At 37.2% G+C, this 25,412-nt stretch carries 23 protein-coding genes; 16 read left to right on the forward strand and 7 right to left on the reverse strand.

Annotated elements, in window-relative coordinates:
* The first annotated feature begins 64 nt into the window (after positions 1-64).
* The 10 genes from RRV45_RS06250 (at position 65) to RRV45_RS06295 (ending at position 9,825) form a co-directional block, all read left to right on the forward strand.
* Positions 65-1,717 carry a M20/M25/M40 family metallo-hydrolase gene (locus RRV45_RS06250; RefSeq protein WP_315667937.1) on the forward strand — a complete coding sequence of 551 codons (1,653 nt, stop codon included), beginning with the start codon at positions 65-67 and terminating at the stop codon, positions 1,715-1,717.
* A 171-nt stretch (positions 1,718-1,888) separates the two neighbouring features.
* On the forward strand, positions 1,889-2,926 hold the full coding sequence (locus RRV45_RS06255; RefSeq protein WP_315667938.1) for a TRAP transporter substrate-binding protein: 1,038 nt from the start codon (positions 1,889-1,891) through the stop codon (positions 2,924-2,926).
* Positions 2,927-2,995: 69 nt separating this feature from the next.
* Positions 2,996-3,487, forward strand: coding sequence for a TRAP transporter small permease (locus RRV45_RS06260; RefSeq protein ID WP_315667939.1), 492 nt, complete (start codon positions 2,996-2,998; stop codon positions 3,485-3,487).
* Complete coding sequence (locus tag RRV45_RS06265; protein ID WP_315667940.1) at positions 3,484-4,767, forward strand: TRAP transporter large permease; 1,284 nt, start codon at positions 3,484-3,486, stop codon at positions 4,765-4,767. Before RRV45_RS06260 ends, RRV45_RS06265 begins: the two co-directional genes overlap by 4 nt.
* A gap of 122 nt (positions 4,768-4,889) precedes the next feature.
* A complete protein-coding gene (locus RRV45_RS06270; RefSeq protein ID WP_315667941.1) occupies positions 4,890-6,059 on the forward strand; it encodes an aminotransferase class I/II-fold pyridoxal phosphate-dependent enzyme in 1,170 nt (389 codons plus the stop codon).
* A 91-nt stretch (positions 6,060-6,150) separates the two neighbouring features.
* A complete protein-coding gene (locus tag RRV45_RS06275; protein ID WP_315667942.1) occupies positions 6,151-6,903 on the forward strand; it encodes an SDR family NAD(P)-dependent oxidoreductase in 753 nt (250 codons plus the stop codon).
* A gap of 124 nt (positions 6,904-7,027) precedes the next feature.
* Positions 7,028-7,750: an amino acid ABC transporter ATP-binding protein gene (locus tag RRV45_RS06280; RefSeq protein WP_315667944.1), complete on the forward strand. Its 723-nt coding sequence runs from the start codon at positions 7,028-7,030 to the stop codon at positions 7,748-7,750.
* A gap of 59 nt (positions 7,751-7,809) precedes the next feature.
* On the forward strand, positions 7,810-8,646 hold the full coding sequence (locus RRV45_RS06285) for an ABC transporter substrate-binding protein (RefSeq protein WP_315667945.1): 837 nt from the start codon (positions 7,810-7,812) through the stop codon (positions 8,644-8,646).
* A 50-nt stretch (positions 8,647-8,696) separates the two neighbouring features.
* Entirely contained in the window at positions 8,697-9,398 is a 702-nt protein-coding gene (locus RRV45_RS06290) for an amino acid ABC transporter permease (protein WP_315667946.1), read from the forward strand.
* A gap of 235 nt (positions 9,399-9,633) precedes the next feature.
* A complete protein-coding gene (locus tag RRV45_RS06295; RefSeq protein ID WP_315667947.1) occupies positions 9,634-9,825 on the forward strand; it encodes a hypothetical protein in 192 nt (63 codons plus the stop codon).
* Between the two features lie 257 nt (positions 9,826-10,082).
* Here RRV45_RS06295 and RRV45_RS06300 read toward each other — a convergent pair whose 3' ends face one another.
* The 4 genes from RRV45_RS06300 to RRV45_RS06315 form a co-directional block, all read right to left on the reverse strand.
* Positions 10,083-11,009, reverse strand: coding sequence for a DMT family transporter (locus RRV45_RS06300; protein ID WP_315667948.1), 927 nt, complete (start codon positions 11,007-11,009; stop codon positions 10,083-10,085).
* 182 nt (positions 11,010-11,191) lie between these two features.
* Positions 11,192-11,926 (reverse strand): type II toxin-antitoxin system Phd/YefM family antitoxin, encoded by a 735-nt coding sequence (locus RRV45_RS06305; RefSeq protein ID WP_315667949.1) that lies wholly within the window; start codon positions 11,924-11,926, stop codon positions 11,192-11,194.
* A 146-nt stretch (positions 11,927-12,072) separates the two neighbouring features.
* Positions 12,073-12,645, reverse strand: coding sequence for a hypothetical protein (locus tag RRV45_RS06310; protein ID WP_315667950.1), 573 nt, complete (start codon positions 12,643-12,645; stop codon positions 12,073-12,075).
* A 24-nt stretch (positions 12,646-12,669) separates the two neighbouring features.
* Complete coding sequence (locus tag RRV45_RS06315) at positions 12,670-12,957, reverse strand: hypothetical protein (protein WP_315667952.1); 288 nt, start codon at positions 12,955-12,957, stop codon at positions 12,670-12,672.
* Between the two features lie 123 nt (positions 12,958-13,080).
* Between RRV45_RS06315 and RRV45_RS06320 the strand changes: the two genes are divergently transcribed.
* The 3 genes from RRV45_RS06320 (at position 13,081) to RRV45_RS06330 (ending at position 16,541) form a co-directional block, all read left to right on the forward strand.
* Entirely contained in the window at positions 13,081-13,839 is a 759-nt protein-coding gene (locus RRV45_RS06320; RefSeq protein ID WP_315667953.1) for an NRDE family protein, read from the forward strand.
* A 113-nt stretch (positions 13,840-13,952) separates the two neighbouring features.
* Positions 13,953-14,933: a diaminopimelate dehydrogenase gene (locus RRV45_RS06325; RefSeq protein WP_315667955.1), complete on the forward strand. Its 981-nt coding sequence runs from the start codon at positions 13,953-13,955 to the stop codon at positions 14,931-14,933.
* A gap of 147 nt (positions 14,934-15,080) precedes the next feature.
* A complete protein-coding gene (locus RRV45_RS06330) occupies positions 15,081-16,541 on the forward strand; it encodes a PstS family phosphate ABC transporter substrate-binding protein (RefSeq protein ID WP_315667956.1) in 1,461 nt (486 codons plus the stop codon).
* 50 nt (positions 16,542-16,591) lie between these two features.
* Here RRV45_RS06330 and RRV45_RS06335 read toward each other — a convergent pair whose 3' ends face one another.
* The 3 genes from RRV45_RS06335 to RRV45_RS06345 form a co-directional block, all read right to left on the reverse strand.
* Entirely contained in the window at positions 16,592-17,818 is a 1,227-nt protein-coding gene (locus tag RRV45_RS06335) for a PucR family transcriptional regulator (RefSeq protein ID WP_315667958.1), read from the reverse strand.
* A gap of 179 nt (positions 17,819-17,997) precedes the next feature.
* Positions 17,998-19,542 carry an L-glutamate gamma-semialdehyde dehydrogenase gene (gene pruA / locus RRV45_RS06340; protein WP_315667959.1) on the reverse strand — a complete coding sequence of 515 codons (1,545 nt, stop codon included), beginning with the start codon at positions 19,540-19,542 and terminating at the stop codon, positions 17,998-18,000.
* Between the two features lie 32 nt (positions 19,543-19,574).
* Positions 19,575-20,492 (reverse strand): proline dehydrogenase, encoded by a 918-nt coding sequence (locus RRV45_RS06345; RefSeq protein WP_315667960.1) that lies wholly within the window; start codon positions 20,490-20,492, stop codon positions 19,575-19,577.
* 256 nt (positions 20,493-20,748) lie between these two features.
* Between RRV45_RS06345 and RRV45_RS06350 the strand changes: the two genes are divergently transcribed.
* The 3 genes from RRV45_RS06350 to RRV45_RS06360 all read left to right on the forward strand — a co-directional run bounded on the left by RRV45_RS06350 (position 20,749) and on the right by RRV45_RS06360 (position 25,292).
* Positions 20,749-22,479, forward strand: a complete 1,731-nt coding sequence (locus tag RRV45_RS06350) for an ABC transporter ATP-binding protein (RefSeq protein WP_315667962.1) — start codon at positions 20,749-20,751, stop codon at positions 22,477-22,479.
* Complete coding sequence (locus RRV45_RS06355; RefSeq protein WP_315667964.1) at positions 22,472-24,310, forward strand: ABC transporter ATP-binding protein; 1,839 nt, start codon at positions 22,472-22,474, stop codon at positions 24,308-24,310. The genes RRV45_RS06350 and RRV45_RS06355 overlap by 8 nt, the downstream gene beginning before the upstream one ends.
* 484 nt (positions 24,311-24,794) lie before the next feature.
* Positions 24,795-25,292, forward strand: coding sequence for a DoxX family protein (locus RRV45_RS06360; RefSeq protein WP_315667965.1), 498 nt, complete (start codon positions 24,795-24,797; stop codon positions 25,290-25,292).
* Positions 25,293-25,412 lie beyond the last annotated feature (120 nt).

The raw sequence follows: 25,412 nt of genomic DNA on the forward strand, positions 1-25,412 counted from the left end.
GGCACTCCGCTTTTTAAATAAAGGAATAAATTTTATTAATGAAAAAGAGAGGAAGTATGTTCCAATGATTTCGACAAAAAATGAAGTATTACAGTTTACAGATGAATTAGTTCGAGTTGAGAGTATTGTTGATACAACGGGTGAGATTGATATAGCTAATAAGATATATGATGTCGTTTCGTCCCTTCCATATTTTAAAGAGAATCCTTACAAACTTATTAAATCAAGAACAGTAGATGATGAGATTGAAAGATATAATGTTCTGGCTTTCGTAGAAGGAACAAAAGATATAAATAATAAGAAAACAGTTATCTTAATGGGACATATAGACACCGTAGGGATTGATGATTACACAAATTTAAAAGACGTCGCTTGCTCGCCTTCCGAACTTATGGAAAAACTAAAGGAAGAATCGCTGCCTACTCTCGTAAAAGATCACCTGCTTTCAGCAGAATGGTATTTCGGACGTGGTGTTTTAGATATGAAAAGTGGTGTGGCAAGTCATCTTTCTCTATTAAAATACTTCTCTGAACATCCAGAAGAGCTATCCGGAAATCTTGTTTTTTTTGCAGCATGTGACGAAGAGGTTAGCTCAAAAGGCGTTTTGTCTGGATTAAAGGATCTTAAAAAATGGAAGCAAGAACATGGATTTAATTATATTGGGTTAATTAATTCCGATTTTGTAACTCCTTTATATGAAGGGGATGAAAATAGATATATTTACAGAGGAACAGTTGGAAAGCTTCTTCCATCCTTCTTTATTACAGGGGCTGAAACTCATGTCGGCTCTGCTTTTGAAGGATTAGACCCTAATTATATTGCAGCAGAATTAACTAGACAAATTAGTTACAATCCGGAATTGTGTGATAGTTTTTTAGGAGAAACACCAGCTCCGCCTGTTTCATTAAAGCAAATGGATTTAAAGCCAAATTATACAGTACAGACAGCACTTTCAGCTTACGTTTACTTTAACTTTTTTATTCATTCATGGTCTCCAAAGGATGTATTAATTAAGTTATCGGAACAAGCCGAAATTGCATTTGAAAATGCTCTTAAGACCTTAAATGAGCGCTATGAAAAGTTTAATAAGATAACGAATCAGCCATCCAAGGAATTACCTTGGAAGACAAGAGTGCTCATTTATGAAGATATGACAAAAGAGTTAGAAAAAGAGCATGGGGAAAAATTTCTTAAGCATATGGAAGAGTTCAAATCCAAACTATTATTAGATAAAAGTTTAGATACTCGAATGTTTGCTGCAAGAGTAGTCGAGGAAGAGTGGAATTGGATGAAAGATAAAAGTCCAGCGATTATCCTATTTTATTCATCGCTTTATTCACCTTGCTTGGCATTAACTGGTAAGGATGAAAGAGAGGACAATTTATCAGAGGCATTAGACAAGGCGATTGAAGCGATACAACCAGAGTATGCTCATCCGATCGTTACGAAGAATTTCTTTCAATATATTTGCGATATGAGTTGTGTTGCGTTAAGTGATGATGATGAAGCAATTAGGGCAGTTATGGAAAATAATCCGGGATGGGGAACGAAACATTACGTCAATTTTCAAGATATTCGTGATATTAATGTTCCAGCAATTAATATTGGACCATATGGATATGATGGCCATAAGAAATTTGAAAGAATGGAAATCCAATATTCCACGGAAGTAGTGCCGAAAATAACTAAAGAAGTAATTCGCCTTTTAATTGGGTAATTGCAGGTGAATTTCAATACGAAACACAATTACAATTGTGACTTTAGCTATATTAGAAAATAGTTTAATAGTAATAGTTGCTTGTAGATTAATCGACGAAATTTATATCAATTAAAAACCAGGTTTAATGTTAATTTTTCCAAATCACTTACAAATCAAGGGGGCTTTTTGATGAAGAGGTTTTTAAGTGTCATTGTTTTACTTGCTATGGTTTTAGTTAGTGCGTGTGGAAGGCCTTCGGGAGGGAGTTCGGAGGCAGGATCCGGCGGTTCAACAGAAAAGGGCGGTCAAAAGTATACATTGAGGATATCACATTTGGTGCCCGAAGAGCAGTCTACTCATATCACTGCATTGGATTTTAAAAAGAAGGTGGAAGAACGCTCTAATGGTCAAATAGAAGTACAGGTTTATCCAAACGGATCACTCTTTGGATCAGACCGTGAGGCAATCGAAGCAGTTCAGCTAGGAAATATTGAGATGACAATTCCAGCCGTTGCAGCACTTTCCTCTTTTAATAGTAAATTCATGGTATTTGATTTACCTTTCTTATTTAATTCAAGGGAAGCAGCATATAAGGCTCTTGATGGTGATTTAGGTAAAACATTATTGTCGGACCTCGAGCAGAATGATTTAAAAGGTTTAGTATTTGGAGAAAATGGATTCCGGCATATTTCTAATAACAATGGACCAATTGATAGTCCCGAGGATTTAAAGGGAATTAAGATGCGTACGCTTGAAAGCCCAGTTCATGCTGATACATTTAAAGCCTTTGGAGCGAATGCATCTCCATTTGCCTTTGGTGAGTTATATACAGCCCTTCAGCAAAAAACATATGATGCGATGGAAAGCCCAATTTCTATTTATTACACTAGTAAGATGTATGAAGTGCAGGATTATTTAACATTGAGCGGCCATTTTTATGCAGCAACAATCCTTGTCATGAATGAGAAATTCTACAATGAATTACCAGAAGACCTTCAAAAGGTCGTTACTGAAGCAGCGAAGGAATTCCAAACAGATCAACGTAAACTTGCTCAAAAGCAGGATACAGACTTCCTTGTTAAACTTGAGGAAAGTGGCATGAAAATAAATGATCTTACTGAGGAACAGAAGAATGCATTTAGAGAAGCATCTAAACCAGTATACGAAAAGTATATTCCACAAATTGGGGAGGATATTGTAAATCAGGCACTTGCTGCAAATGAGTAAATTACTAAAAGAAGGCTCGCCTTTGTTGGTGAGCTTTCCTCTTATCATCCTTAATGAAAGGTGAATAATATGAAATTTAAAGATCAATATATCGAAGAGTTTTTCTTGATCTTAACGTTAGTGGCAATGGTAGCCTTAATTTTTGGTCAGGTTGTTGGCAGATATATTTTTAATTCTGCACCTAGTTGGACAGAAGAACTAGCACGCTTTATCCATATATGGCAAGTTTGGATAGGTGCAAGCTACGCCGTTCGGTTGCAGGCGCATATCCGCGTTGAAGCCTTTAGGAATTTATTTTCCACCTTTATTCAAAAAATACTTGATACGGTTTCAAACCTAGTCTGGTTTAGTCTTGCGTTATTCTTAGCTATTCTTGGAACCCAGCTTGTTTTAAGCAGCCTTAATAATGGACAAGTTACACCAGCTACACAACTGCCGATGTGGATTCCATTTTTAGCCATTCCACTGGGGGGGATTGGAATGTCAATTCGTTTATTACAGCAGCTTTGGATTATATGGAAATCTCCTTCTAACCCAAGCGAGGGGGGGACCCCGATTTGACAGTCGCGGTACTTTTCATTTCCCTATTTGTTTTCCTATTAATTGGTGTACCAATTGCGATCTCATTAGGTGCTTCTGCGTTGATAACGATTTATTTCACAACGACATTGCCTTTAACAATTATGACACAAAAAGCCTTTACTTCTCTTGACTCCTTTCCTTTATTAGCCGTTCCGTTTTTTATGCTTGCTGGTGTTTTGATGGGAAAAGGTGGAGTATCAAAACGATTATTAAATCTTGCCACAATACTAGTTGGATGGATGATCGGCGGACTTGCAATGGTTACGATAGTTTCATGTATGTTCTTTGCAGCTATTTCCGGGTCGGGTCCCGCAACCGTTGCAGCCATAGGTTCATTCATGATTCCTTCGATGAAAGAAAAGAAGTATGAGGAAGGATTCGCAGCTGGTGTTGCTGCAGCTGCAGGTTCGATTGGCGTTATTATCCCACCAAGTATTCCATTTGTACTTTATGGGGTGGTTGCCGGAGTTTCTGTTGGTAGCATGTTCCTGGCGGGGATTATTCCGGGTATCATCCTTGGTATTGGAATGATGATTGTCTCTTATATGGTCTCAAAGAAGAAAAATTATAAATCAGAGGATACGATCAAATATTCATTTAAAGAGGGTTTAAGGGCATTCTATGACGCCAAATGGGCTTTGCTAATACCAGTTATTATTTTAGGCGGAATATATGGCGGAGTATTTTCCCCAACGGAAGCAGCCGTCGTCGCTGTAGTTTATGCAATAATAATTGGAGCCTTTGTTCATAAAGAACTGTCAATGAAAGATATTTATGATTGTTTACGAGAAGCAATTGTTATTAACGCAACAACGATGATTATTATCGGTTTATCTATTTCCTTTGCGTATATTATGACACTTGAACAAATTCCGAATAGTATCGCTATTTTTATAACAGAGTTATCAAGTAATCCGCTTGTGATTTTATTGATTATTAATATATTGTTACTTATTGTTGGAATGTTTATCGATACAATTTCCGCTTTAATCGTCTTATCTCCAATCTTATTACCAATTGTTACGGCCGTAGGTGTGGATCCTGTTCATTTTGGTGTTATTTTGGTATCAAATTTAGCAATTGGGTTTATTACTCCTCCGCTTGGTGTTAATTTATTTGTTGCATCTAGTATAAGTGGAATAAAGATAGAAAAGATTATTATTGGTATTTTGCCATTTTTATTGTCTATGATTATCTGTTTACTAGTTATCACGTATGTACCAGCACTATCCACATGGTTGCCGTTAATGCTTGATTAAAATTCATAGAGATTTATAAAGGTAATTTAAAGTATTTGATGATAAACCGGTGGCAGGCAAGAGTATCTGAAAGAACATTCTAGAATTTAAAAAAGCAGAAGGATGAAAGGTTGATGTAAATAATGGCACTTACATTAAATTCACATGTTTTAAATTTGGGAATCTCAGGGATTCGGACTTTTTCCAATCAGTTAGCAAATTTTCCTGATGCAATTAATCTTACAATTGGACAACCAGATTTCCCCACACCACAGCATATAAAAGAAGCGGCTATATCCTCAATTTTGGCTGATTACACAGGCTATTCTCATAACGCTGGACTACTATCTCTACGCCAAGAAGTTCAATCTTTTTTCTTCGATCGATATAACCTGTCTTACCGCGCAGAGGATGAAATTTATATTACAGTTGGAGCAAGTGAAGCGCTTGATATAGCCTTCCGGACAATACTTGAAGAAGGTGATGAAGTTATATTATTTGCACCTGTATATCCTGGCTATATTCCGGTAATAGAACTATGTGGTGCAGTACCAATTTTAATAGATACATCCGGAACTGATTTTAAACCAACACTTGATCAAATAAAGAAGGCTGTAACACCAAAAACGAAAGCCATTTTATTTAACTATCCATCTAATCCAACGGGAGTAATCCTTACTAGGGATGAAATACGGACGCTGACGGATTGGATTAGAACGCAGGAGTTATTCGTAGTGTCAGATGAAATCTACAGTGAAAATACGTTTGGAAGCAAGCATGTTTCTTTTGCATCAATGGAAGGAATGCGAGAACGCACAATAATTATTCATGGGTTATCTAAGTCTCACTCTATGACAGGCTGGCGAATTGGCTTTACTATGGCTCCGGCATTCCTAATAGAACAAATGATAAAAGTCCATTTATATAGCGTAACTTGTGCCCCTGTTACTAGTCAATATGCTGCAATCCAGGCATTGCGTTATGGGCGTGATGATTCCGATGCAATGAACAAAGAGTATGTAAAAAGACTTGACTTTTTATATAACCGCTTGAGAGAAATGGGGCTAGAAACCATGAAGCCTTCTGGAGCCTTTTATATTTTTCCAAAGATTCCATCGATATTTCCAGATTCATACACCTTTGCTACACAGTTGCTTACAGAAGGTGGCGTTGCTGTCGTACCAGGCAGTGCATTCTCATCTTTTGGAGAAGGTTATTTCAGAATTTCGTATGCCTATTCGATGGATATATTAAAGGAAGGGCTTGATCGGCTAGAGAAGTTCTTACAAAATCATTGTATTAAAGGAGTCTAAGAACAACGAAGACTTACTTAGTAGAACTTTCAAATCTATTGGTCCTATTTTGAACGATTAATCATGATGAGAAAGATGGGAGAGGTTAACTTTGAACATAGGAAAATATCAAGATAGCCTTCGTGATAAACGTGTTGTTATAACCGGTGGTGCCAGTGGAATCGGTTTAGCTACTGCCATTCGATTTGCAAACGAGGAAGCAATTGTTACGATCATTGATAATAACCAGGATTCATTGGAAAAAGTATTAAATGAATATTCAACAATTAAACATGGAGTAGTTGCAGATGTAAGTTGTCACGAGAGTGTGCGTAATGCTTTTCTTGAAATTGATCATTTGGCAGGAGGTGTGGATATTCTTATTGCAAATGCAGGAATAAGTATAAGATCTAATTTTATTGACATTACTCCGGAGCAATGGGAAAAGGTGATAGGGGTTAATCTCAATGGCATATTTTACACTGCACAAGAAGCAGCAAAAAGAATGCTTAATCAGGGGCATGGTGTAATTTTAATGACGGCCTCGACCAATGGTTTAGTTGGTCATCCATATTACGCAGATTATAATGCCTCAAAAGCCGGTGTGAATCTTTTAGCACGAACAATGGCTTTAGAACTAGCTCCGACGATTCGAGTAAATACAGTCTGCCCTGGATACGTCCTCACACCGATGCAACTTGCAGAGTACAGTCCAGAAGCATTAGAGCAAGTAAATGAAAAAATCCCTTTAAAGAGACATGCCAAACCTGAGGAGGTTGCAGGATTGTATGCATTTTTAGCATCTTCGGAGGCGAAGTATATTACAGGGCAGCATATTCCTATTGATGGGGGAGAACTCGCTTAAAAGACAAGGCACGTTGGCGATTCCGAGTATGGGAACCTTATTTGACAGTACCGTTTACGTATTGGCTGTTAACACTTTTAATAACGTATTTACTTAATAATGTTGAAAGGAGGTTGTTGAACACATGATTAAAGTGAAAAATTTAAAGAAAAAATTCGGAGATATAGAGGTTTTAAGGGATATTAATATACAGATTAAGGAAAAGGAAGTTGTAGTAGTAATCGGTCCCTCTGGTTCTGGGAAATCGACATTCCTCCGCTGTATAAATAATTTAGAAGAAATATCATCAGGTGATATTTATATAAATGACATAAACATTTCCAATCATAAGGTGAATATTAATGAGATGCGGGCAGATGTCGGCATGGTTTTCCAACAATTTAATTTATTCCCTCATAAAACCGTTTTAGAAAATATCACTTTAGCTCCTATGAAGGTTCGCAAAAGAAAAAAGCAAGAAGCAGAAGAAAAAGCATTTAAATTACTTGAAAAAGTAGGGCTTGTAAGTAAAGCAGATGCATATCCAGATTCATTGTCGGGTGGACAAAAACAAAGAATTGCCATTGCTAGAGCATTAGCAATGGAACCGAAAATTATGTTATTCGATGAACCGACATCAGCCTTAGACCCTGAAATGGTCGGGGAAGTTTTAGCAGTGATGAAGGACTTGGCGCACGAAGGAATGACGATGGTCGTTGTTACGCATGAAATGGGTTTTGCTAGAGAAGTTGGGGATCGAGTCGTTTTCATGGATGAAGGCTATGTCATAGAGGAAGCCTCTCCTGTAACCTTATTTTCTGAGCCTAAAAATGAACGAACGATTGCGTTTCTTTCGAAAGTATTATAAATAGAAGATTTGTGACTTTTGTTATCTGAATTTTCCAAAATGATGAAGGAGTGAATGTAATGAAAAGTAAAAAGAAACTATTTCTAGTATCAATCATCTCGATTATCTTTCTATTGATTTTAGGAGGATGCGGAAGTAACTCGACTTCAAACCAAGCAGATAAACCGGGGTCTGATACAAAAGGGACAGAATCTAAAGAGGATATGAAGCTTGTTCATGATGGGAAGCTCACCTTTGCCATGAGTGGATTACTTAAACCATTAAATTACAAAGAAAATGACAAGCTGGTAGGCTTTGATGTGGAGATAGGAACTGAGATTGCAAAACGTATCGGCTTGGAGCCAAATCCGGTTACAAATCCATGGGAAACAATTCTTCAAGGATTAAAAGGGAAAAAATATGATGTCATTATTGGAAGCATGACAGCCACGGAAGAACGTTTAAAACAGGTTGACTTTTCCATTCCATATTATATCTCTGGAGCGCAAATTTTCGTAGCCGAAGAAAACAATACCATTCAAACTAAAGATGACGTGAAGGATAAAATTATTGGTGTCGTTCAAGCAAGCACCCATAAAGAAGTGGCAGAAAGCTATACTGATAAAGTGAAAGCGTATCCAAGTGAAGTATTTGCTTTACAAGATTTAGGTCCAGGACGTATTGATGCGGTTATTACCGATAAAATTGTCGGGGTATCAGCAATCAAAGAGCAAGGTTTAAAAATAAAACCAATTGACGGGGTACTAAATCAGGAAAATATTGCAGTTGCTATAAATAAAGATCATCAAGTGCTGCTGGATAAGATTAATCAAGCGATAAATGAAATTATAGAGGACGGCACGTACGAAGAAATAAGCAAGAAATGGTTTGGATTAAACATTATGGAAAAGAAGTAAACTCGATTAAAAAGTTATTAAGCTTACACTTTTAAAGGGGCTAACTTACTATGAATTTTTTTGAGAGTGTTATATCAATTATCCAAAAGCATGGTAGTGCTTTTTTACAGGCCTCGATTACTACCATAACTATTACGGCCATATCCTTGGCAATCGCTACTGTTATTGGATTAGTGTTTGCCTTTTTTAAAGTGTCAAATATTACTCTTCTAAAAAAATTAGCAGATTTTTATATATTTATAATACGAGGATTACCTCTAATCGTGTTAATCATGTTCTTGTATTACGGAATTTCCAGTGTAATTGTCCTTAATGATTTTACGGCGGGTGCGATTGCATTGGGGATTCATTCAGGAGCCTATTTGGCAGAGATTTTTAGGGGAGCTATCCAATCAATTGATAAAGGACAAACAGAAGCAGCTCGATCATTAGGAATGTCTTCCTCATTAACAATGAGGAGTATTATCCTTCCACAAGCGTTCAAAAGGGCGATTCCTGCATTAGGAAATCAATTTATTATTGGTTTGAAAGACTCTTCACTCGTAGCCTATATTGCTGTTACCGAATTGTTTAGTCGAGCACTCTATGCATCCGCTGAAAATTATATGCCATTTGAGACATATCTTGTCGTAGGTTTGTATTATCTTGCTCTTGTCTTAATTTTCACTTTGATTTTAAACAAAATTGAAAAGCGGTTGGATAATGGAACCGTTAAGAGAAGTGTATTTAAGGGGAGTGCTATCCAAAAATAATATTTATTTCAGAAAAAATAGCTTTTACAAATGAAAATAGTTATAGCTGATAAGGTATATGAATTAATTTCTGCTCTTCCTTAATTTAAAGAAAACTCTAACCAACTTATTAAATCAAGAACTGTAGATGATGGAATTGAGAGATATAATGTTTGGTATTCGTAAAAGGAACGAAAGACATAAATGTCCGACTATAATTCTCTTTTATTCATAACTACATTCACCTTGTCTAGAATTGACACGAAAGGATCAGAGAGAAATTGATTTATTAGAGGCATTGGATAAAGCTGTTGAAGCGGTTCAGCAAGAATATGCACATCCAATTGTGATAAAGAATTTCTTCCCATATATTTGTGATATGAGTTGTGTGGCAAAAAGCGATAACGAACAAGAGATTCAAACCGTTATTGAAAATAACCCTGGTTAGGGAACGAAGCACTATGTTAACTATCAAGATATTCGTGATATTACCGTTTCAGCTATTAATATAGGTCCATTTGGATACGATGGCCATAATAAAAATGAACGGATGGAAATTCAATATTTAACGGAAATTTTTCTAAAGATTAAAGAAGAGGTCATTCGTTGATTATTTAGGTGATTTTATAAAAAAAGGAAGGGAAGTTACTCTATTAAAATTTAATAGGGAAACTTCCCTTTAGTGAATATCTCAGACAATAGGTGTTAGGATGCACGCTCCATTGCCACTCCTTCCTTTACCTGCTTCTCCGGTAGTGAAAGGAGTACGACTGCTGCGACTATAAATAAGCCCCCCATTAATTGAAAAGCCCCAAATGACTCCTTTAACCAAATAATTGAAACAATGGCGGCAACGAGAGGCTCAATACTTGAAAGCAAACTGGATTCTGTTGCAGATAGATATTTTAAGCTCCCGATATATAGAAGAAAGGAAAGAGTACCAACAATAATGATTAGAATGAGCATTACTGTTGTTGAAACTGTTAAGGCTTCCCCAAATTTCCGAAAGCTAAACTGCGGACTAAATAGATATAATACAATTCCTCCAATAAGCATGCCCCAGCCAATAATAACTAGAGTCCCCCAGTCAGTGATTAAAGCTTTTGGCTGCAGCGTATAAAAAGCAAAGCCAATTGCCGTTAAGAGGCCCATAATTATTGCTGCTCTAGATAGGACAACATTCTCCATCGAACCGTTTGTAACTAGAAAGAAAACACCAATTAAAGCACCAAATATAGCTAGTAATTGCATAATTGATGGCAGTTTTCTTAACTGTGCGGCGACATAAATGGTAATAAGAACCGGCCCGAGAAATTGAAATAGTGTTGCGGTAACCGCGTTGCTTATATAAACTGCCTCGATAAATGCATATTGGGCGCCAAGCATGCCAAGGGTACCAAATATAATTAGCTGCAACCAATAACGGGGATGTCTCCAAATCCCGAAAATATCTTTCTTAGCTAAAACTAATGCCCCTAAAATAATAATTCCTGCTGCAAGGAGACGTACAACTAAAAATTCGAGAGATGATAATTCTGTATGTTGGAATAGCCATTGAATCATAGGTCCGGAAATTCCCCATAAAGCAGCTCCGCTGATAATCATCAGCAGGCCATGCTGTCGTGGTTTCATGAATGTATACCTCCATTAAAGTTCTACATGAATTTCTTTCAATGAAATGTTAATTATAGAGGTATTATAAATTTCAACTGGCGCCTTTAAAAGTGTCAGATATTAATATATGTAGGGGATACAGCTGCTTTCGAAAGCTTAGTTTCATCATAAGGTACCCGCCCTTTATATAGGGAGGTCCCTTATTTATTGGGGAAAATACTATTGAGTTCAACAGATAATCCGGAAAAAACATATGAGTGTGCAGCTTCATTTTGTTTAAATGTCATGTTATTACTTATATTTTTGTCTTCAAATAAGTAAATCGAAATCTCATTGTTTAAAGGATTTACAATCCAATATTCCTTTACCCCGCATGACATATAGAGATCAAGCTTTTTTATCATGTCTTTTCTTCTTGTACTTTCCGATAAAATCTCGACAACAAGATCAGGAACTCCTTTATAATAATCATTGTCATCAAGCTTCTCCTCAAGGTCACAAATAACCATCATATCAGGCTGAACAATGCTTTTATTATCAGGACTTCGTTTGAGTTCAATATCATATGGAGCAACAAGTGGAGTACACTTTTTTCCTTTAAACCAGTTATAAAAAATTACAAATAGCTCAGTTAACGTAACCTGGTGAACCGTTTTTGGTGAAGCAAGTAAAAAGATTTCACCATCAATATATTCGTATCGTTCTTCACTCTCTTTTGTCAGGTTCAAAAATTCCTCAAAGCTTGCCTTTTTGCCATCAAAACTATATTCATTTAGCTTTTCCTGTACTGTCATAACAGTTGTTTCATTCTTGGAATCCGTTGAAGTAAGCTTGGCGATGGGGGTACCATTACGGGTAATAATAATGTCCTCTTTCGCAGCAAGCATCAAATACTTTCCAAAATTATTTTGTAGCTCAGTTGAATTTATAACCATTAAGAGACACCTCCATAACTAGCTAAAATAGCTATATTAGCTAATCTAATTATATAGGTCTGGATAATAAATGGCAAATAGCTGTTTAAAAAAAGAAATGAAGGATGTCTGCATAGAAAATCAGGCTAACTAGACAGACTTTTTAATTACACTGTCAAAAACCTTATTCTAAACTGCCTTAATAAAACGAGTATGATAATTTCCATTATTATGGTAGTAATGGCACTCAAGCCGATAATATAAAAGCCCGCAGAATCATCGACATTCATAAAAAACGGAACAGCTGCCAAAGAAGCAAAGGTTCCAATTACGTAAGTGCGCACCCCTTTCTTCGCGCTTTTTGCAAACAGCATAGATCCTTCATTCTCTGCCATTTCAATTAATCCAAGGATCGTATAGTAAACCATGAATAAATGAATAATTCCATGTATCATTGAAATAACCATCACAAATAGCGACATGTTGGACAAACTGAATTCATCTAATGGAATGGGGGGACTCTGAAAAATTGTCACTAATGATAACAATGCCAAGCTGATTGCAAGTCCTTTTGCTTTTGAAAAATACGAGGAGTAAGCCTGTAGCTGGTTTAAACCAGAAACAGCTATGAAATAGCCAATAATATCGGGCAGTATATCGATTATTATGATATTAATATCAATCAGAACAAGGATTAGTCCCCAAAAGACTTTGTTGATGGAAGAAGGTATATTAGTCATTTTTACCCTCCTTAACAAGCTCCCTTAAATCCTTTTTTGATAGTGGCGATACTTAGGACCATGCCCGGGTCCCTTTGAATAAAATTCACCATCTATTCCAGGAATAGTGAGCCATTGGATGTCCATCTCATAGCTGCGATTCGCAATATAATGTAAATGGATAATATATCCTTTACTGGACGGAACATAGTAATAATGCTTTAACATAATTGGCCTTTGAAGCTGGCTAGATACAAAAAGTGCATAATTTCCAACTAAACTCAGAATGACAACTGCTACCCCTGCGTAAAGCAAGGATTTATTCATTTTCATCGCGTTTTCCTTTCAAACATGACATTATATATTGTATATACCATTTAATTTAAAGTTTTCCTTTTCTGAAAAAGATTTTGTTAATCGAAATGAACATACTCATAAATGAAGGTGGTGAAATACATGTGTTTGATTCTATTTGCTTATAAAGTCCACCCTGAATATAGGCTTGTTGTTGCTGCAAACCGCGATGAATTTTATGCACGGCCAACAGCACCAGCACATTATTGGGATGACCATCCTAATATATTGGCTGGCAGAGATTTAGAAAAGATGGGCACCTGGATGGGGGTTACAACTTCCGGCAGATTTGCGGCATTAACGAATTATCGGAATCCGAAGGAAGTAACTGTAGGGAAGCGGTCTCGAGGAGAGCTTGTAGCTGGATTTTTACAGGGAAAAGATACTCCATTTGAATACATGAAAAAGTCCGCGGCGAACGCCAATATGTATCCTGGCTATAATTTAATAGCAGGCGATAATGAAAATTTATTCTATTACTCAAATATCGAAAATGAAATCAAAAAGCTTCCCCCAGGGGTTTATGGGGTTAGTAATCATTTATTAAACACAGATTGGCCAAAGGTGAAAAGGGGGAAGGAAGGGTTAGCTGAATTAATTGGTGGAAAAAACGAGGATCTTTCAGCTGATCTATTTAAGCTTCTACAACATGCAGACCCCGCTCCAGATGAATTCCTTCCTAACACAGGGGTTTCTATTGAATTGGAAAGAATGCTTTCTCCATTATTTATCCAAAGTGAAGGATATGGGACAAGAAGCTCGACTGTATTATTCATGAATGATGAGAAAATAGATTTTAATGAGCGAGTATATTCACTAGACTCTGTCAGCAGTAATAGATTTACAATAAAAATTTCTTAGGAAGAAGCTGAAGTGTAAAAAAACTTTATTGTGCTAAAGTTTTTTTGTTGTATATTTGCCTAATAAAAGGTAATATGAAAAATAAAAGTTTATCAGCTATGGAGGGAATAACTATGAGCAGTCAAATTAAAGTAGGAATTGTCGGATATGGGAATCTTGGACGCGGCGTATTAGCGGCTATCGAACAATGCCCGGACATGGAATTGGTTAGTATTTTTACAAGAAGATCACCTGAAAGTATTTCTGTTAATGATGTAAAGGTATTACATATCTCCGAAGCTGAAAGTTACAAGGATAAAATTGATGTGATGATTTTATGCGGTGGTTCGGCAACTGATCTGCCTGAACAAGGCCCGCAGTTTGCACAATGGTTTAATACGGTTGATAGCTATGACACTCACGCGAAAATCCCAGAATACTTCGATTCAGTTGATCAGGCTGCAAAAGAAAGCGGGAAAACAAGTATTATCTCTGTTGGATGGGATCCTGGTCTGTTCTCTATTAATCGTTTAATGGCCGAAGCGATTTTACCAGCCGGTGAAAATTACACGTTCTGGGGGAAAGGTGTCAGCCAAGGGCATTCGGATGCTGTCCGCAGAGTTGAAGGTGTAAAAGGAGCTGTCCAATACACCGTTCCAATCCAAGAGGCTGTTGAAAAAGTAAGAAGCGGGGAAAATCCGCAGCTTTCCACTGCTGAAAAGCACTTGAGAGTTTGCTATGTAGTTGCTGAAGAAGGCTATGACCAAGCGAAAATAGAAGAAACGATTAAAACCATGCCGAATTATTTTGCAGATTATATTACAGAGGTACATTTTATTACTGAAGAAGAACTGCAGGCAAACCACTCCAAGCTTCCACATGGGGGATTCGTAATCCGTGGCGGACAGACAGGGGAAAATAACAAACAAATCATTGAATTCTCACTGAATCTAGAAAGCAATCCGGAATTCACTTCAAGCGTGTTAGTTGCATATGCACGTGCTGCTTACCGTTTAAATAATGAAGGCCAAGCTGGGGCAAAATCTGTTTTTGAAGTAGCGCCAGTTTACCTGTCCCCAAAAACTGCAGAAGAATTAAGAAGAGATTTACTATAGGATGGGCCATCCCCATTGTCCTGTTAAACAGATGTCATTTTAAATAGTGGCATCTGTTTTCTTTTTGTCAAAATTAATTAAATATATTGTGAAATTAAATTAAAAAGTGTAAAATTACACTATAATCTCTGGAGGGATGTGTCAATTTTGGCTAGAAGGCTAGGGATATTGTTTTTATATTTCGGTATTATTCCTTTTGGACTGTCATTTTTACCGCTTGCACTATTGGGTATCGGAATCCAAAATATCATGATTTCTTCCCTAATACCTCTAATAATTGGCGGTGCAATCTTTGGTATGATCGCGGTAAAGAAGCTAAATCAGCAGGATAAATTAAAGGAACCCTTGTTGCTCTATTTTATGCCGCTCCTTTATACTGGGGTTCTATGGGCAATATTTATGATCATTAGTCATGGGTTTTACGGTGCTGATATATGGTTTTATTTTGGTATTTCTCATATTGCATTTGCCCCGATATTTTTAATAGGGTCATTTATGGGAGTCGGAAGTCTATTAATTTGGGCGCCTTTAGCATATGAAATTTCATTTTTAATTGCCTTTATGCTTACTTTGCTGCTTAGAAAAGAACGCCCAATTTTTAAAAGAAAGCAGTGGATAACGATTCTTGCGGTCCTCATCATTTCCTTTGGCACAGGTGCCACAATTCAGATGCATCGAAGTAAGACGGTATTGCCATCGTATGGGTTTAACTATGGAGGAGGCTACTCTAGTACAGATTTAACTCCCTATTCTGTAAGTAATCCTAATCACAAACTTCCTAAGCTTAACGAAGAATCAACATTTGTGATACGTGATCGTAATCAAATGCCCATATTAGATGGGGCTGAAGCGGCTTATCCAGTTTATTCTGCTTTTGCTAATGCGACCTATAAAAATATTGACAAGCTTAACTATGCTGAAGATATTGTCACCTTTACAAACACAATTTATGCCTATGAAAGAATGCTATCAGGTGAAATCGACATCTATTTTGGTGCAGAGCCATCGAAATCTCAGCTAGAAATGGCGAAGAGGGCAGGAAAAGAGCTTGTGATGACCCCAATTGGAAAGGAAGCATTTGTGTTCTTCGTAAATCCAGATAATGAGGTTCAGAGCTTAAGTGTTTCTGAGATTCAAGGAATCTATTCTGGGAAAATAACGAATTGGTCTAATTTGAATGGACGCAATGAAAGGATAATTGCCTTTCAGCGCCCCGAAAACTCAGGAAGTCAAACATTATTAGAGAAAATTATGGGGGATACCCCGATTATGAAGCCGTTAAAAGAGGAGGTTCCACGTGGAATGGGCGGGATCATGGAACAGGTTGCAGACTATCGAAATTATAAAAATGCGATTGGCTTCTCATTCCGCTTTTTCGCTACTGGCATGAATCCCAATCCTGATATTAAGCTGATTGCCATAGATGGCATAGAACCAAACCCAGAAAATATATCTAGCAGCAAATATCCCTTTACTGCATCCCTCTATGCGATCACATTAAAGGATAATCCGAAGCCAACAATAGATCCCTTTTTAGAATGGATGAAGGGGCCACAAGGGCAGGAAATCGTTGAACAAATTGGGTATATTAAACTTCCGGAAAATTGAAGATAAAAAAGATGCCCATTTAATAATAGCGGCATCTTTTTTATAATAATTTATTGCCCTTTTTTCATAAGCTGCAAATCTATATAGAGCTGGCATTTTAAATTAAAATCATCCAGATCCAGTCCCGTTAAATCAGTAATTTGCTTAATTCTATATTTCAGCGTATTAATATGGATGAAAAGCTGGTCGGAAGTTTGCTTGAGCCGGCAATTATTATATAAATACACTTCTAACGTGTTGACTAAATCAGTTTGGCTTTCCTGATCTTTTCTTTGAAGGATCAGCAGTTCTTCGTTTCTATAATTCATCTGATCGTTTTGTCTTGAGATGGTTTCAAGATAATGAAAAACCCCAAGCTTTTTATATTCGAAGATTTGCTGAGAGGAGCCAATGAATTTTGCTGTATTGATTACCTCGAGTGCTTCTTTATAGCTTTGGTTTATTTTAAGAATGGAATTATAAGGACGACCGATCCCCGCATAAATAGGCTGATTTTTAAATTGACTTAATACCGTATTAGTCAATTCTTTAGTGCTCTCAGACAATTGTTCAGGACTTTCCGAGTTGCTGCCCATTACGACAATAATCTTTAGCCCATCACAAAAAAGATGGGTAGGGTTTTTAAGGGCGTTGGCAAACAACCGAACAGTCTCTGTCAGCTCAACAAAAATATCCTCATCATTTTGAGAGATTGTTAAGACAACAATAGCAGAGGAATTTGGAATAATAATATTCTTATTTGCTGCCTCCCATTTTACCTGATTTTCCGATTGGTAAGAATCATGTATGATTTTTTTGAAAAACAGCTCTTTTTCTTCATCCTTCTTCAGCTTTTTCTGCACTTTCTGGTAAAGGAGCTTACCAATATGTAAAGACACATCCGATAAAAATTGGAGTTCATTCTCAGTTAGAAGGTTATTAATTTCCTGAATCCAAATAAATCCGAGTATTTTATTATTATGTTTCGTGCTAACAACAACACGCTGATTTAGGCCGATATCTTTAATTTCCTTGACACGAAATGGTTTAGTTTCCGTTTTCAGCTGTTCTACTATTCCTTCATCCATGAATTTTTCCAGAATCGAAATGGGCCAGCGTTTGGAAAAGATCGTTTGCTGATTGGCCTTATCAAATTGTTCGATATAAAAAGAGCTGTAGGCTAGTAAAGAAAATTGCTCATTCTCTATCACAATCGGCTTTTTCAAATAGGAACTAATTAAATCCGTAATCTCATCAATATCCGTTAATGTCAATATTTTATCCAATGGCTGATTCATTCGGCTGCTCCTTTCCAAAAAAATTTACTGCGTATCTATTCTAAGTATTAATTATGTATGTAAAAATTAAAAACCTTAGATTCTATCATACTTTCAATAGGTTTATATGTATATAGATTATTCCTGGGATAGGAAAATAAAAAATCAATCGGCAATTATACCGATTGATTCCATTAAAGTTAAAACATTTCGGATGTTGTTTTTGCTTGCATATGAAGAAGCAGATAATCAGGACCGCCTGCTTTAGAGTCTGTTCCTGACATATTAAATCCGCCAAATGGCTGGTAGCCTACGATGGCACCTGTGCAGCCTCGGTTGAAGTATAGGTTTCCTACATGGAAATCTTCACGTGCTTTTTCCATGTTTTCACGATTATTGGTAATAACCGCACCAGTTAAACCGTACTCTGTGTTGTTAGCAATTTCGATTGCCTCATCGAAGTCCTTCGCTTTTGTAAACCCAACTACCGGTCCGAAGATTTCTTCCTTCATAATGCGGGCATCTGGAGAAAGATCAGCAAATATAGTTGGTTTAATGAAGTAGCCCTTTGAATCGTCTCCTTCGCCGCCTGTCATAAGCTTTCCTTCTAGCTTACCAATTTCGATATAGCTCATGATTTTATTGTAAGCACTTTGATCAATAACTGTCGCCATGTAATTACTTGGATCAACTGGATCGCCTTGTGTTAATTGGTTCGTTAATTCAACTGCGCGATTTAATACTTGATCATAGACATCCTCAACAATAACTGCACGTGAACATGCCGAACATTTTTGGCCAGAGAAGCCGAAAGCTGATTTCACGATCGATTGTGCGGCTAATTCTAGGTCAGCTTCTTTATCAACAACAATTGTATCTTTACCGCCCATTTCAGCAATTAGGCGTTTCATCCAAATTTGACCCTCGTTAATTTTTGATGCACGTTCGAAAATGCGAAGACCGACATCACGAGAGCCCGTGAAGGAGATGAAGCGAGTCTTCGGATGATCAACTAAGTAATCACCGACTTCAGCACCGCTTCCAGGAACAAAGTTAAGCACGCCTGCAGGAAGTCCAGCTTCTTCCATTACCTCTACGAACTTAGCAGCTACAATTGGTGTAGTGGAAGCAGGTTTTAATAGAACAGTGTTTCCAGTTACGATTGCTGCAACTGTTGTTCCAGCCATGATTGCAAACGGGAAGTTCCATGGTGAGATGATAATGCCTACCCCTAGCGGAATATAATCATAGCGGTTGTATTCACCTGGACGGCTTTCGACTGGAACACCGTCTTTGATTCGCAGCATTTGACGAGCATAGTATTCTAGGAAATCGATTGCTTCAGCTGTATCTGCGTCAGCTTCATTCCATGGCTTACCAGCTTCTTTTGTCAGAAGGGCAGAGAATTCATGCTTGCGGCGGCGAATAATCGCAGCTGCTTTGAATAATACGTCTGCACGCACTTCAGGCTTTACTTTTTTCCAAGATTCGAATGCAGTAACAGCTGCCTGCATTGCTTTTTCAGCAAGGTCTTTGCTTGCTTTCGAAACACTTCCGATTACTTCCTGCTTATTAGCTGGGTTATAGGAAACAATTTTGCTATCGGTTGTAATTTTTTCATTGCCGATTGCAAGAGGGTAATCCTGGCCAAGGTAGCCTTCTACAAGTTTTATAGCTTCTAAGTAAGCTTGTTTATTTTCTTCAACTGAAAAATCAGTAAACGGTTCGTGTTTATATGGAATCATTTTTTTCTCTCCTTTTGTTATATGAAATCTTCTTAGTTCTTTACCATACCCTTGAAAGCAAAAGCAATATTGGCTGGTCTTTCCGCTAATCTTCTCATAAAGTAGCCGTACCAATCTAAACCATAAGGTACATAGACACGGAATTTATAGCCTTGCTTCACTAAATCTAGCTGTGTTTTGTTCCTCATTCCGTAAAGCATTTGGAATTCAAAACGATCCTTCGGAATATTATGCTCTCTAGCAATCATTTTTGTATACTCGATGATTTGATCATCGTGTGACGCGATTGCTGTGTAATTCCCGCTTAATAAGCTTTGTTTAATCAGTTTTTTATAATTTTCATCCACATCTTTCTTCTCGGGATAGGCGACATCGGCAGATTCTTTATAGGCCCCTTTAACAAGACGTAAGAATGGCTGATATTCACTGAGGTCTTTTAAATCTTGCTCCGTACGGTATAAATAAGCTTGAAGAACCGTGCTGATGCAGGAGTATTTCTCTTTAAGCTCCTTGAAAATATCAATCGTTGCCTGGCAGCGAGGAACATCTTCCATATCAATCGTCACCATGATTTGATGTTTTTCAGCTGTATCAAGAATTCTGGTCATATTCGACATAACTAACTCACGGTCAATATCAAGTCCTAATGAGGTCATTTTCAGAGAAACTTGCGAATCAAGCTTTTCCTTGCTGATCATTTCGATTGTGCGAATACACTCTTCTGTACGCTCGTTTGCGATCTCAACTGAATTAACGAATTCTCCTAAATGGTCCACTGTTACTGATAAGCCCTGATTATTTAACTTTCTGATGAACTCAATTGAGCTTGGAAAATCCAGCCCGCCAATCAGTTTGCCTTGTGCAAACTTTCCTCCTCTTTTTTGAGCGATTTTATTAAGAAGATCGTTCTTTGAAAGAAATAAGAAAAAGTCCCTTGTGATTGCTTCCAAATTAATAACACCTCCGAAAATTGAAGTAAATACCCGCATATTGAGTATATCTTCTATTAATTAAATTCTACAATTCTGTGACAACTATCTACAATGTTTGTGAAATACAATTATTTGACTATTCTTTTGTTGCTTTTGGACATAAAGATTATTATTTAAATATTCCGTAAAAAGGGATATGATAAGATTAGTGATTATTATTTAGGGATTCGAAGTATTGTATATATAACCCGAAAACAGCTTTGGAGGGCAATAAATGTTAAAAGTATTATCCTATTTAAAACCATATCGGATAGCGGTAGCTGCTGCGCTCGCCTTAACACTGACAGAGCTTGCTGTCGAACTTGTCCAACCCCTGTTTATGGCTAAAATTATAGACGACGGCATTTTAAAAAGTGATCTTTCTGTTGTTATTAAATGGGGAAGCATCATGCTTGTATTTTCACTTATTTCATTAGCGGCAGGTGTTCTTAATTCCTTTTATGCAGCCCATACAAGTCAGAGCTTTGGATTTGATATTCGCAGAAGCCTATTTGAAAAGGTACAATCCTTTTCCTTCGCCAACTTTAATCTATTTCCAGCGTCATCTCTTATAACGAGGATGACGAATGATATTACCCAAATTCAAAATACGTTATTTATGAGTCTGAGAATCATGCTTCGGGCTCCATTGATGATTGTTGGCGGGCTTGTCATGGCATTTTTCGTCAATGTGAAGCTGGCACTTATTTTACTTATAGTTGTTCCTTTTTTATTTATTTTTCTAAAGTGGCTCATGAGCATTGGAGGTGCTCTATTCAAAACGGTCCAGGAAAAATTGGACTCAGTGAATGGTGTCATGCGAGAAACGCTAACAGGAATTAGACTAATTAAAGCTTTTATTAGAAGGAATCATGAAGTTAAACGTTTTACACAGGCTAATGAGGATTTAAAGGATCAGACGATTAAGGCATTGAGAATAATGGAAATCACGATGCCTGTCCTATTGATTATAATGAATATCTCGATTCTAGGTGTGCTCTGGTTTGGAAGCATCCAGGTGAATAGCGGTGGAGTTAAGGTAGGAGAAGTGGTTGCAATTGTCAATTATGCAACTAGAATTACTGGGGCCTTCTCGATCTTTTCCTTTATTATTATGGCCTTTTCTCGTGCTCGTGCATCTTCCAATCGGATTGTTGAAGTTCTAGATGCCAAGGTAGACCTTTCTGATCAAGAGGATGCCGATTCAACTTTCTATATAAAAGAAGGAAAGGTTGAATTTAAGCATGTAACCTTCCAATATCCAGATACAGAATCACCAGCCCTTAGAAATATGACTTTTACTGTTAATCCAGGACAAACGGTGGCGATCTTAGGGGCAACCGGTTCAGGAAAAACTTCTCTATTTCAGCTTATTCCAAGGCTTTATGACGTTAATGACGGGGAGATTTTAATCGATGGCATCAATGTCCGTGAGATGAAAATGGAAAATCTCCGCAGGAAAATTGGATTTGTGCCACAGGAGGCGCTGTTGTTTACCGGTACAGTAAAAGAAAATATAGCATGGGGAAAAGAAAATGCTTCAATGGACGAAATTATTGAAGCAGCAAAAGATGCGCAAATTTACGAGACGATAAAATCATTTCCTAGCATGTTTCAAGCTAAGCTTGGGCAAAAGGGAGTGAATCTTTCAGGAGGTCAGAAGCAAAGGCTTTCTATAGCGAGAGCCCTTGTCAGGAAGCCTAAAATTCTTCTGCTGGATGATAGTACAAGTGCTTTAGATAGGAGAACAGAGGCAAAATTGCTTGAAGCTTTAAAGAATTATACATGTACGACCTTTATCATCACACAAAAAATTAGTACAGCAATGGAGGCAGACCGGATTTTACTTTTAGAGGAAGGGAAGCTCCTAGCACAAGGAACCCATGAATCCCTGTTAAAAGAATCACAGCTATATCGAGAAATATTCCGATCTCAATCGAGAGAGGAGAGAAGAAATTATGCTTAATGAGATGAAAAGACCGTTTCAATATAAGAAAAATCGGACTTTAAATGAAAAAGTAAAAGTAAAAACACAGACAAAACAAAAAGCTAAAACTAGGAACTACAAACAGACATTAAAAAGGATCTGGCAATTTCTTTCCTATAATAAAGGTTTATTATATTTAGTTCTATTAATGGTTCTTATTAGTTCATTTTTAGGGCTGCTAGGCCCCTTTTTAGTTGGAATGGCCATTGATAAATATATTGTGACTAAAAGCAGCGATGGCTTTATTACACTTCTTTTTGTACTTGCAGGAATTTATGCTGCTTATTCGCTATCTCTTTGGTTTCAAAATTATTGGATGATTGGTATTGCGCAAAACACAGTCTTTGAAATGAGAACAAAGCTTTTCAAGCATTTGCATAAGCTGCCTATTCCCTTCTTTGATAAACGGCAGCATGGAGAGTTAATGAGCCGAATTACAAATGATATTGAAAATGTCAGCTCAACATTAAACAGCTCAGTCATTCAGATTTTTTCTAGCATACTTACCCTCATTGGCACAGTATCGGTTATGCTTTGGCTAAGCCCGCTCCTAACGTTGTTGACCTTAACTATTGTTCCACTTATGTATTTAGGAATGAAGTGGATTACAAAGAGGACAGGGGTGCTATTTAAAGAGCAGCAGAGAAATCTAGGAGAACTGAATGGTTTTATTGAAGAAACTATATCTGGGCAAAGAATAATTAAAACTTTTTCACAGGAACGGATGGTATCGGATGAGTTTATAGAAAAGGCAGAGAGGCTAAGGGGTGCAGGATATTGGGCACAGACGTATTCGGGTTTTATTCCAAAGCTGATGAACTTTCTTAACAATCTTAGCTTTGCAATTATCGCGGGCATAGGCGGAATTTTGGCATTAAAAGGGCTTATATCTATCGGAGCTATTGTTATTTTTACAGAATATGCCCGCCAGTTTACCCGTCCATTGAATGATTTAGCGAACCAGTTTAATACACTTCTTTCTGCGATTGCTGGGGCAGAAAGGGTATTTGAAATACTTGATGAAGAGGATGAATTGGAAAATGAAAGTGGGTTAAGGGATATTTCAAATGTTAGAGGAGAGGTTGAATTTCGTGATGTAAGCTTTTCGTATGAAGAGGAAGGGAACACAGTAAGAAATATAAATCTTCATGTTTTTCCAGGTGAGACCGCCGCGTTTGTTGGACCTACAGGTGCTGGAAAAACAACGATGATTAACCTGCTATCCCGTTTTTATGAGGTGGATAGTGGAAGTATTCTTATCGATGGTCACCCAATTTCGGAAATAAAAAAAGAAAACTTAAGAAAGCATATGGGGTATGTATTACAGGATTCCTTTTTGTTTCAAGGAACGGTTATGGAGAATATTCGCTATGGAAGGCTTGAAGCAACTGATGAGGAAGTGGTTAAAGCAGCTAAAATGGCAAATGCCCATTCATTTATAATGAAGCTCCCTAATCAATACAACACATTATTAAATCAAGACGGAAATGGCATTAGTCAGGGGCAAAAGCAGTTATTATCCATTGCAAGGGCTTTTCTGGCTAACCCGTTAATTCTCATTTTAGATGAAGCTACAAGCAGTATTGACACGATAACCGAATTGAAAATTCAGGACGCACTACTGGAGTTAATGAAGGGAAGAACGAGCTTTGTCATTGCACACCGCTTAAATACAATACAAAATGCAGATCGAATTTTTGTACTTCATGAAGGTGAATTGATTGAAGAGGGGACACATGAGTCTTTACTTAAGCAAAAGGGCTTTTATTATCATCTGCATGGACAGACAGGGGAGAAAGCAAATGTCTGAATGGATGAAAAGCATGGAGAAATCTTTCGATTTTCATGCTTTTTTTCTTTTGGAGCTTAAAATATTGCAATTACATATTCACTGTTTATTAACAGTTGAAATCCAATAATGACAAACGATCCACAGCTTTATCCACATTACCCACAGAAAAATGGTGAAACCTGAAGCTGTTTCCCAAACCCTTGCTATAAAAGGACTTTCGAATAGTTACCCACAATATCCACAATATTGTGGGTAACTATATGTTCAAATTTTAGTCATAATTGATTTTATATTTGTGAAAGATTAGTGAAGCCCCTTGGCAAATGATAGAAAAAGGATTATATTAAGAGTGTAGAAAGAAAGTGAAAAACTTCACAAAGCAAATCACTTCCTTTCTAGAATAAAGCTGGCCGGCTTACCATTAAAGTAAATGGAAAAACTTTTTGCGAACTATGTGAACTATTTCACAAAATAAATATATCCAAATTAGGAGAGGATTATTATGAAATGGTGGAAAACTCCGCAAGCAGCAATTGCATGGACAGTGTTAAGAATTTGGTTAGGAATTCAGTGGATAGAAGCTGGATGGGGTAAAGTAACAGGCGGTTTTAAAGCTGATGGATTTATACAAGGAGCCATTGCCAAAGCGGGAGGGGATCACCCGGCAGTACAAGGCTGGTACGCAGCATTTTTAGAAAACTTTGCAGCACCTAATGCAGATTTATTCAGTACTCTAGTTGCATATGGTGAACTTCTAGTAGGAATTGGACTTATTCTTGGAGCAGCAACCATTCCAGCACTTATTGCAGGGGCATTTATGAACCTTAACTTCTTATTAGCCGGAACAACAAGCACAAACCCTATCCTTTATACTACTGCCATTATTCTACTATTCACAGGTAGCGGTGCTTATTTCTGGGGCGTAGACAGAATTGCAATCCCATACGTGAAAAACCTTTTAGGAAAAGGCGGAAATACAACTGAAAAGCAAATAGCTTAATGGTTAAAAGTAGAAAGCAGCAAGGAGCCGATCCTTGCTGCTTTTCTAATAGTAAGTATAACTTTTCTCGAGTTTGAGAACTGTCTAGCTTCAGCGCCTACCCCCGACGTACAGGACGTA

This window comes from Bacillus sp. DTU_2020_1000418_1_SI_GHA_SEK_038, assembly GCF_032341175.1.
GTDB lineage: Bacteria > Bacillota > Bacilli > Bacillales > Cytobacillaceae > Cytobacillus.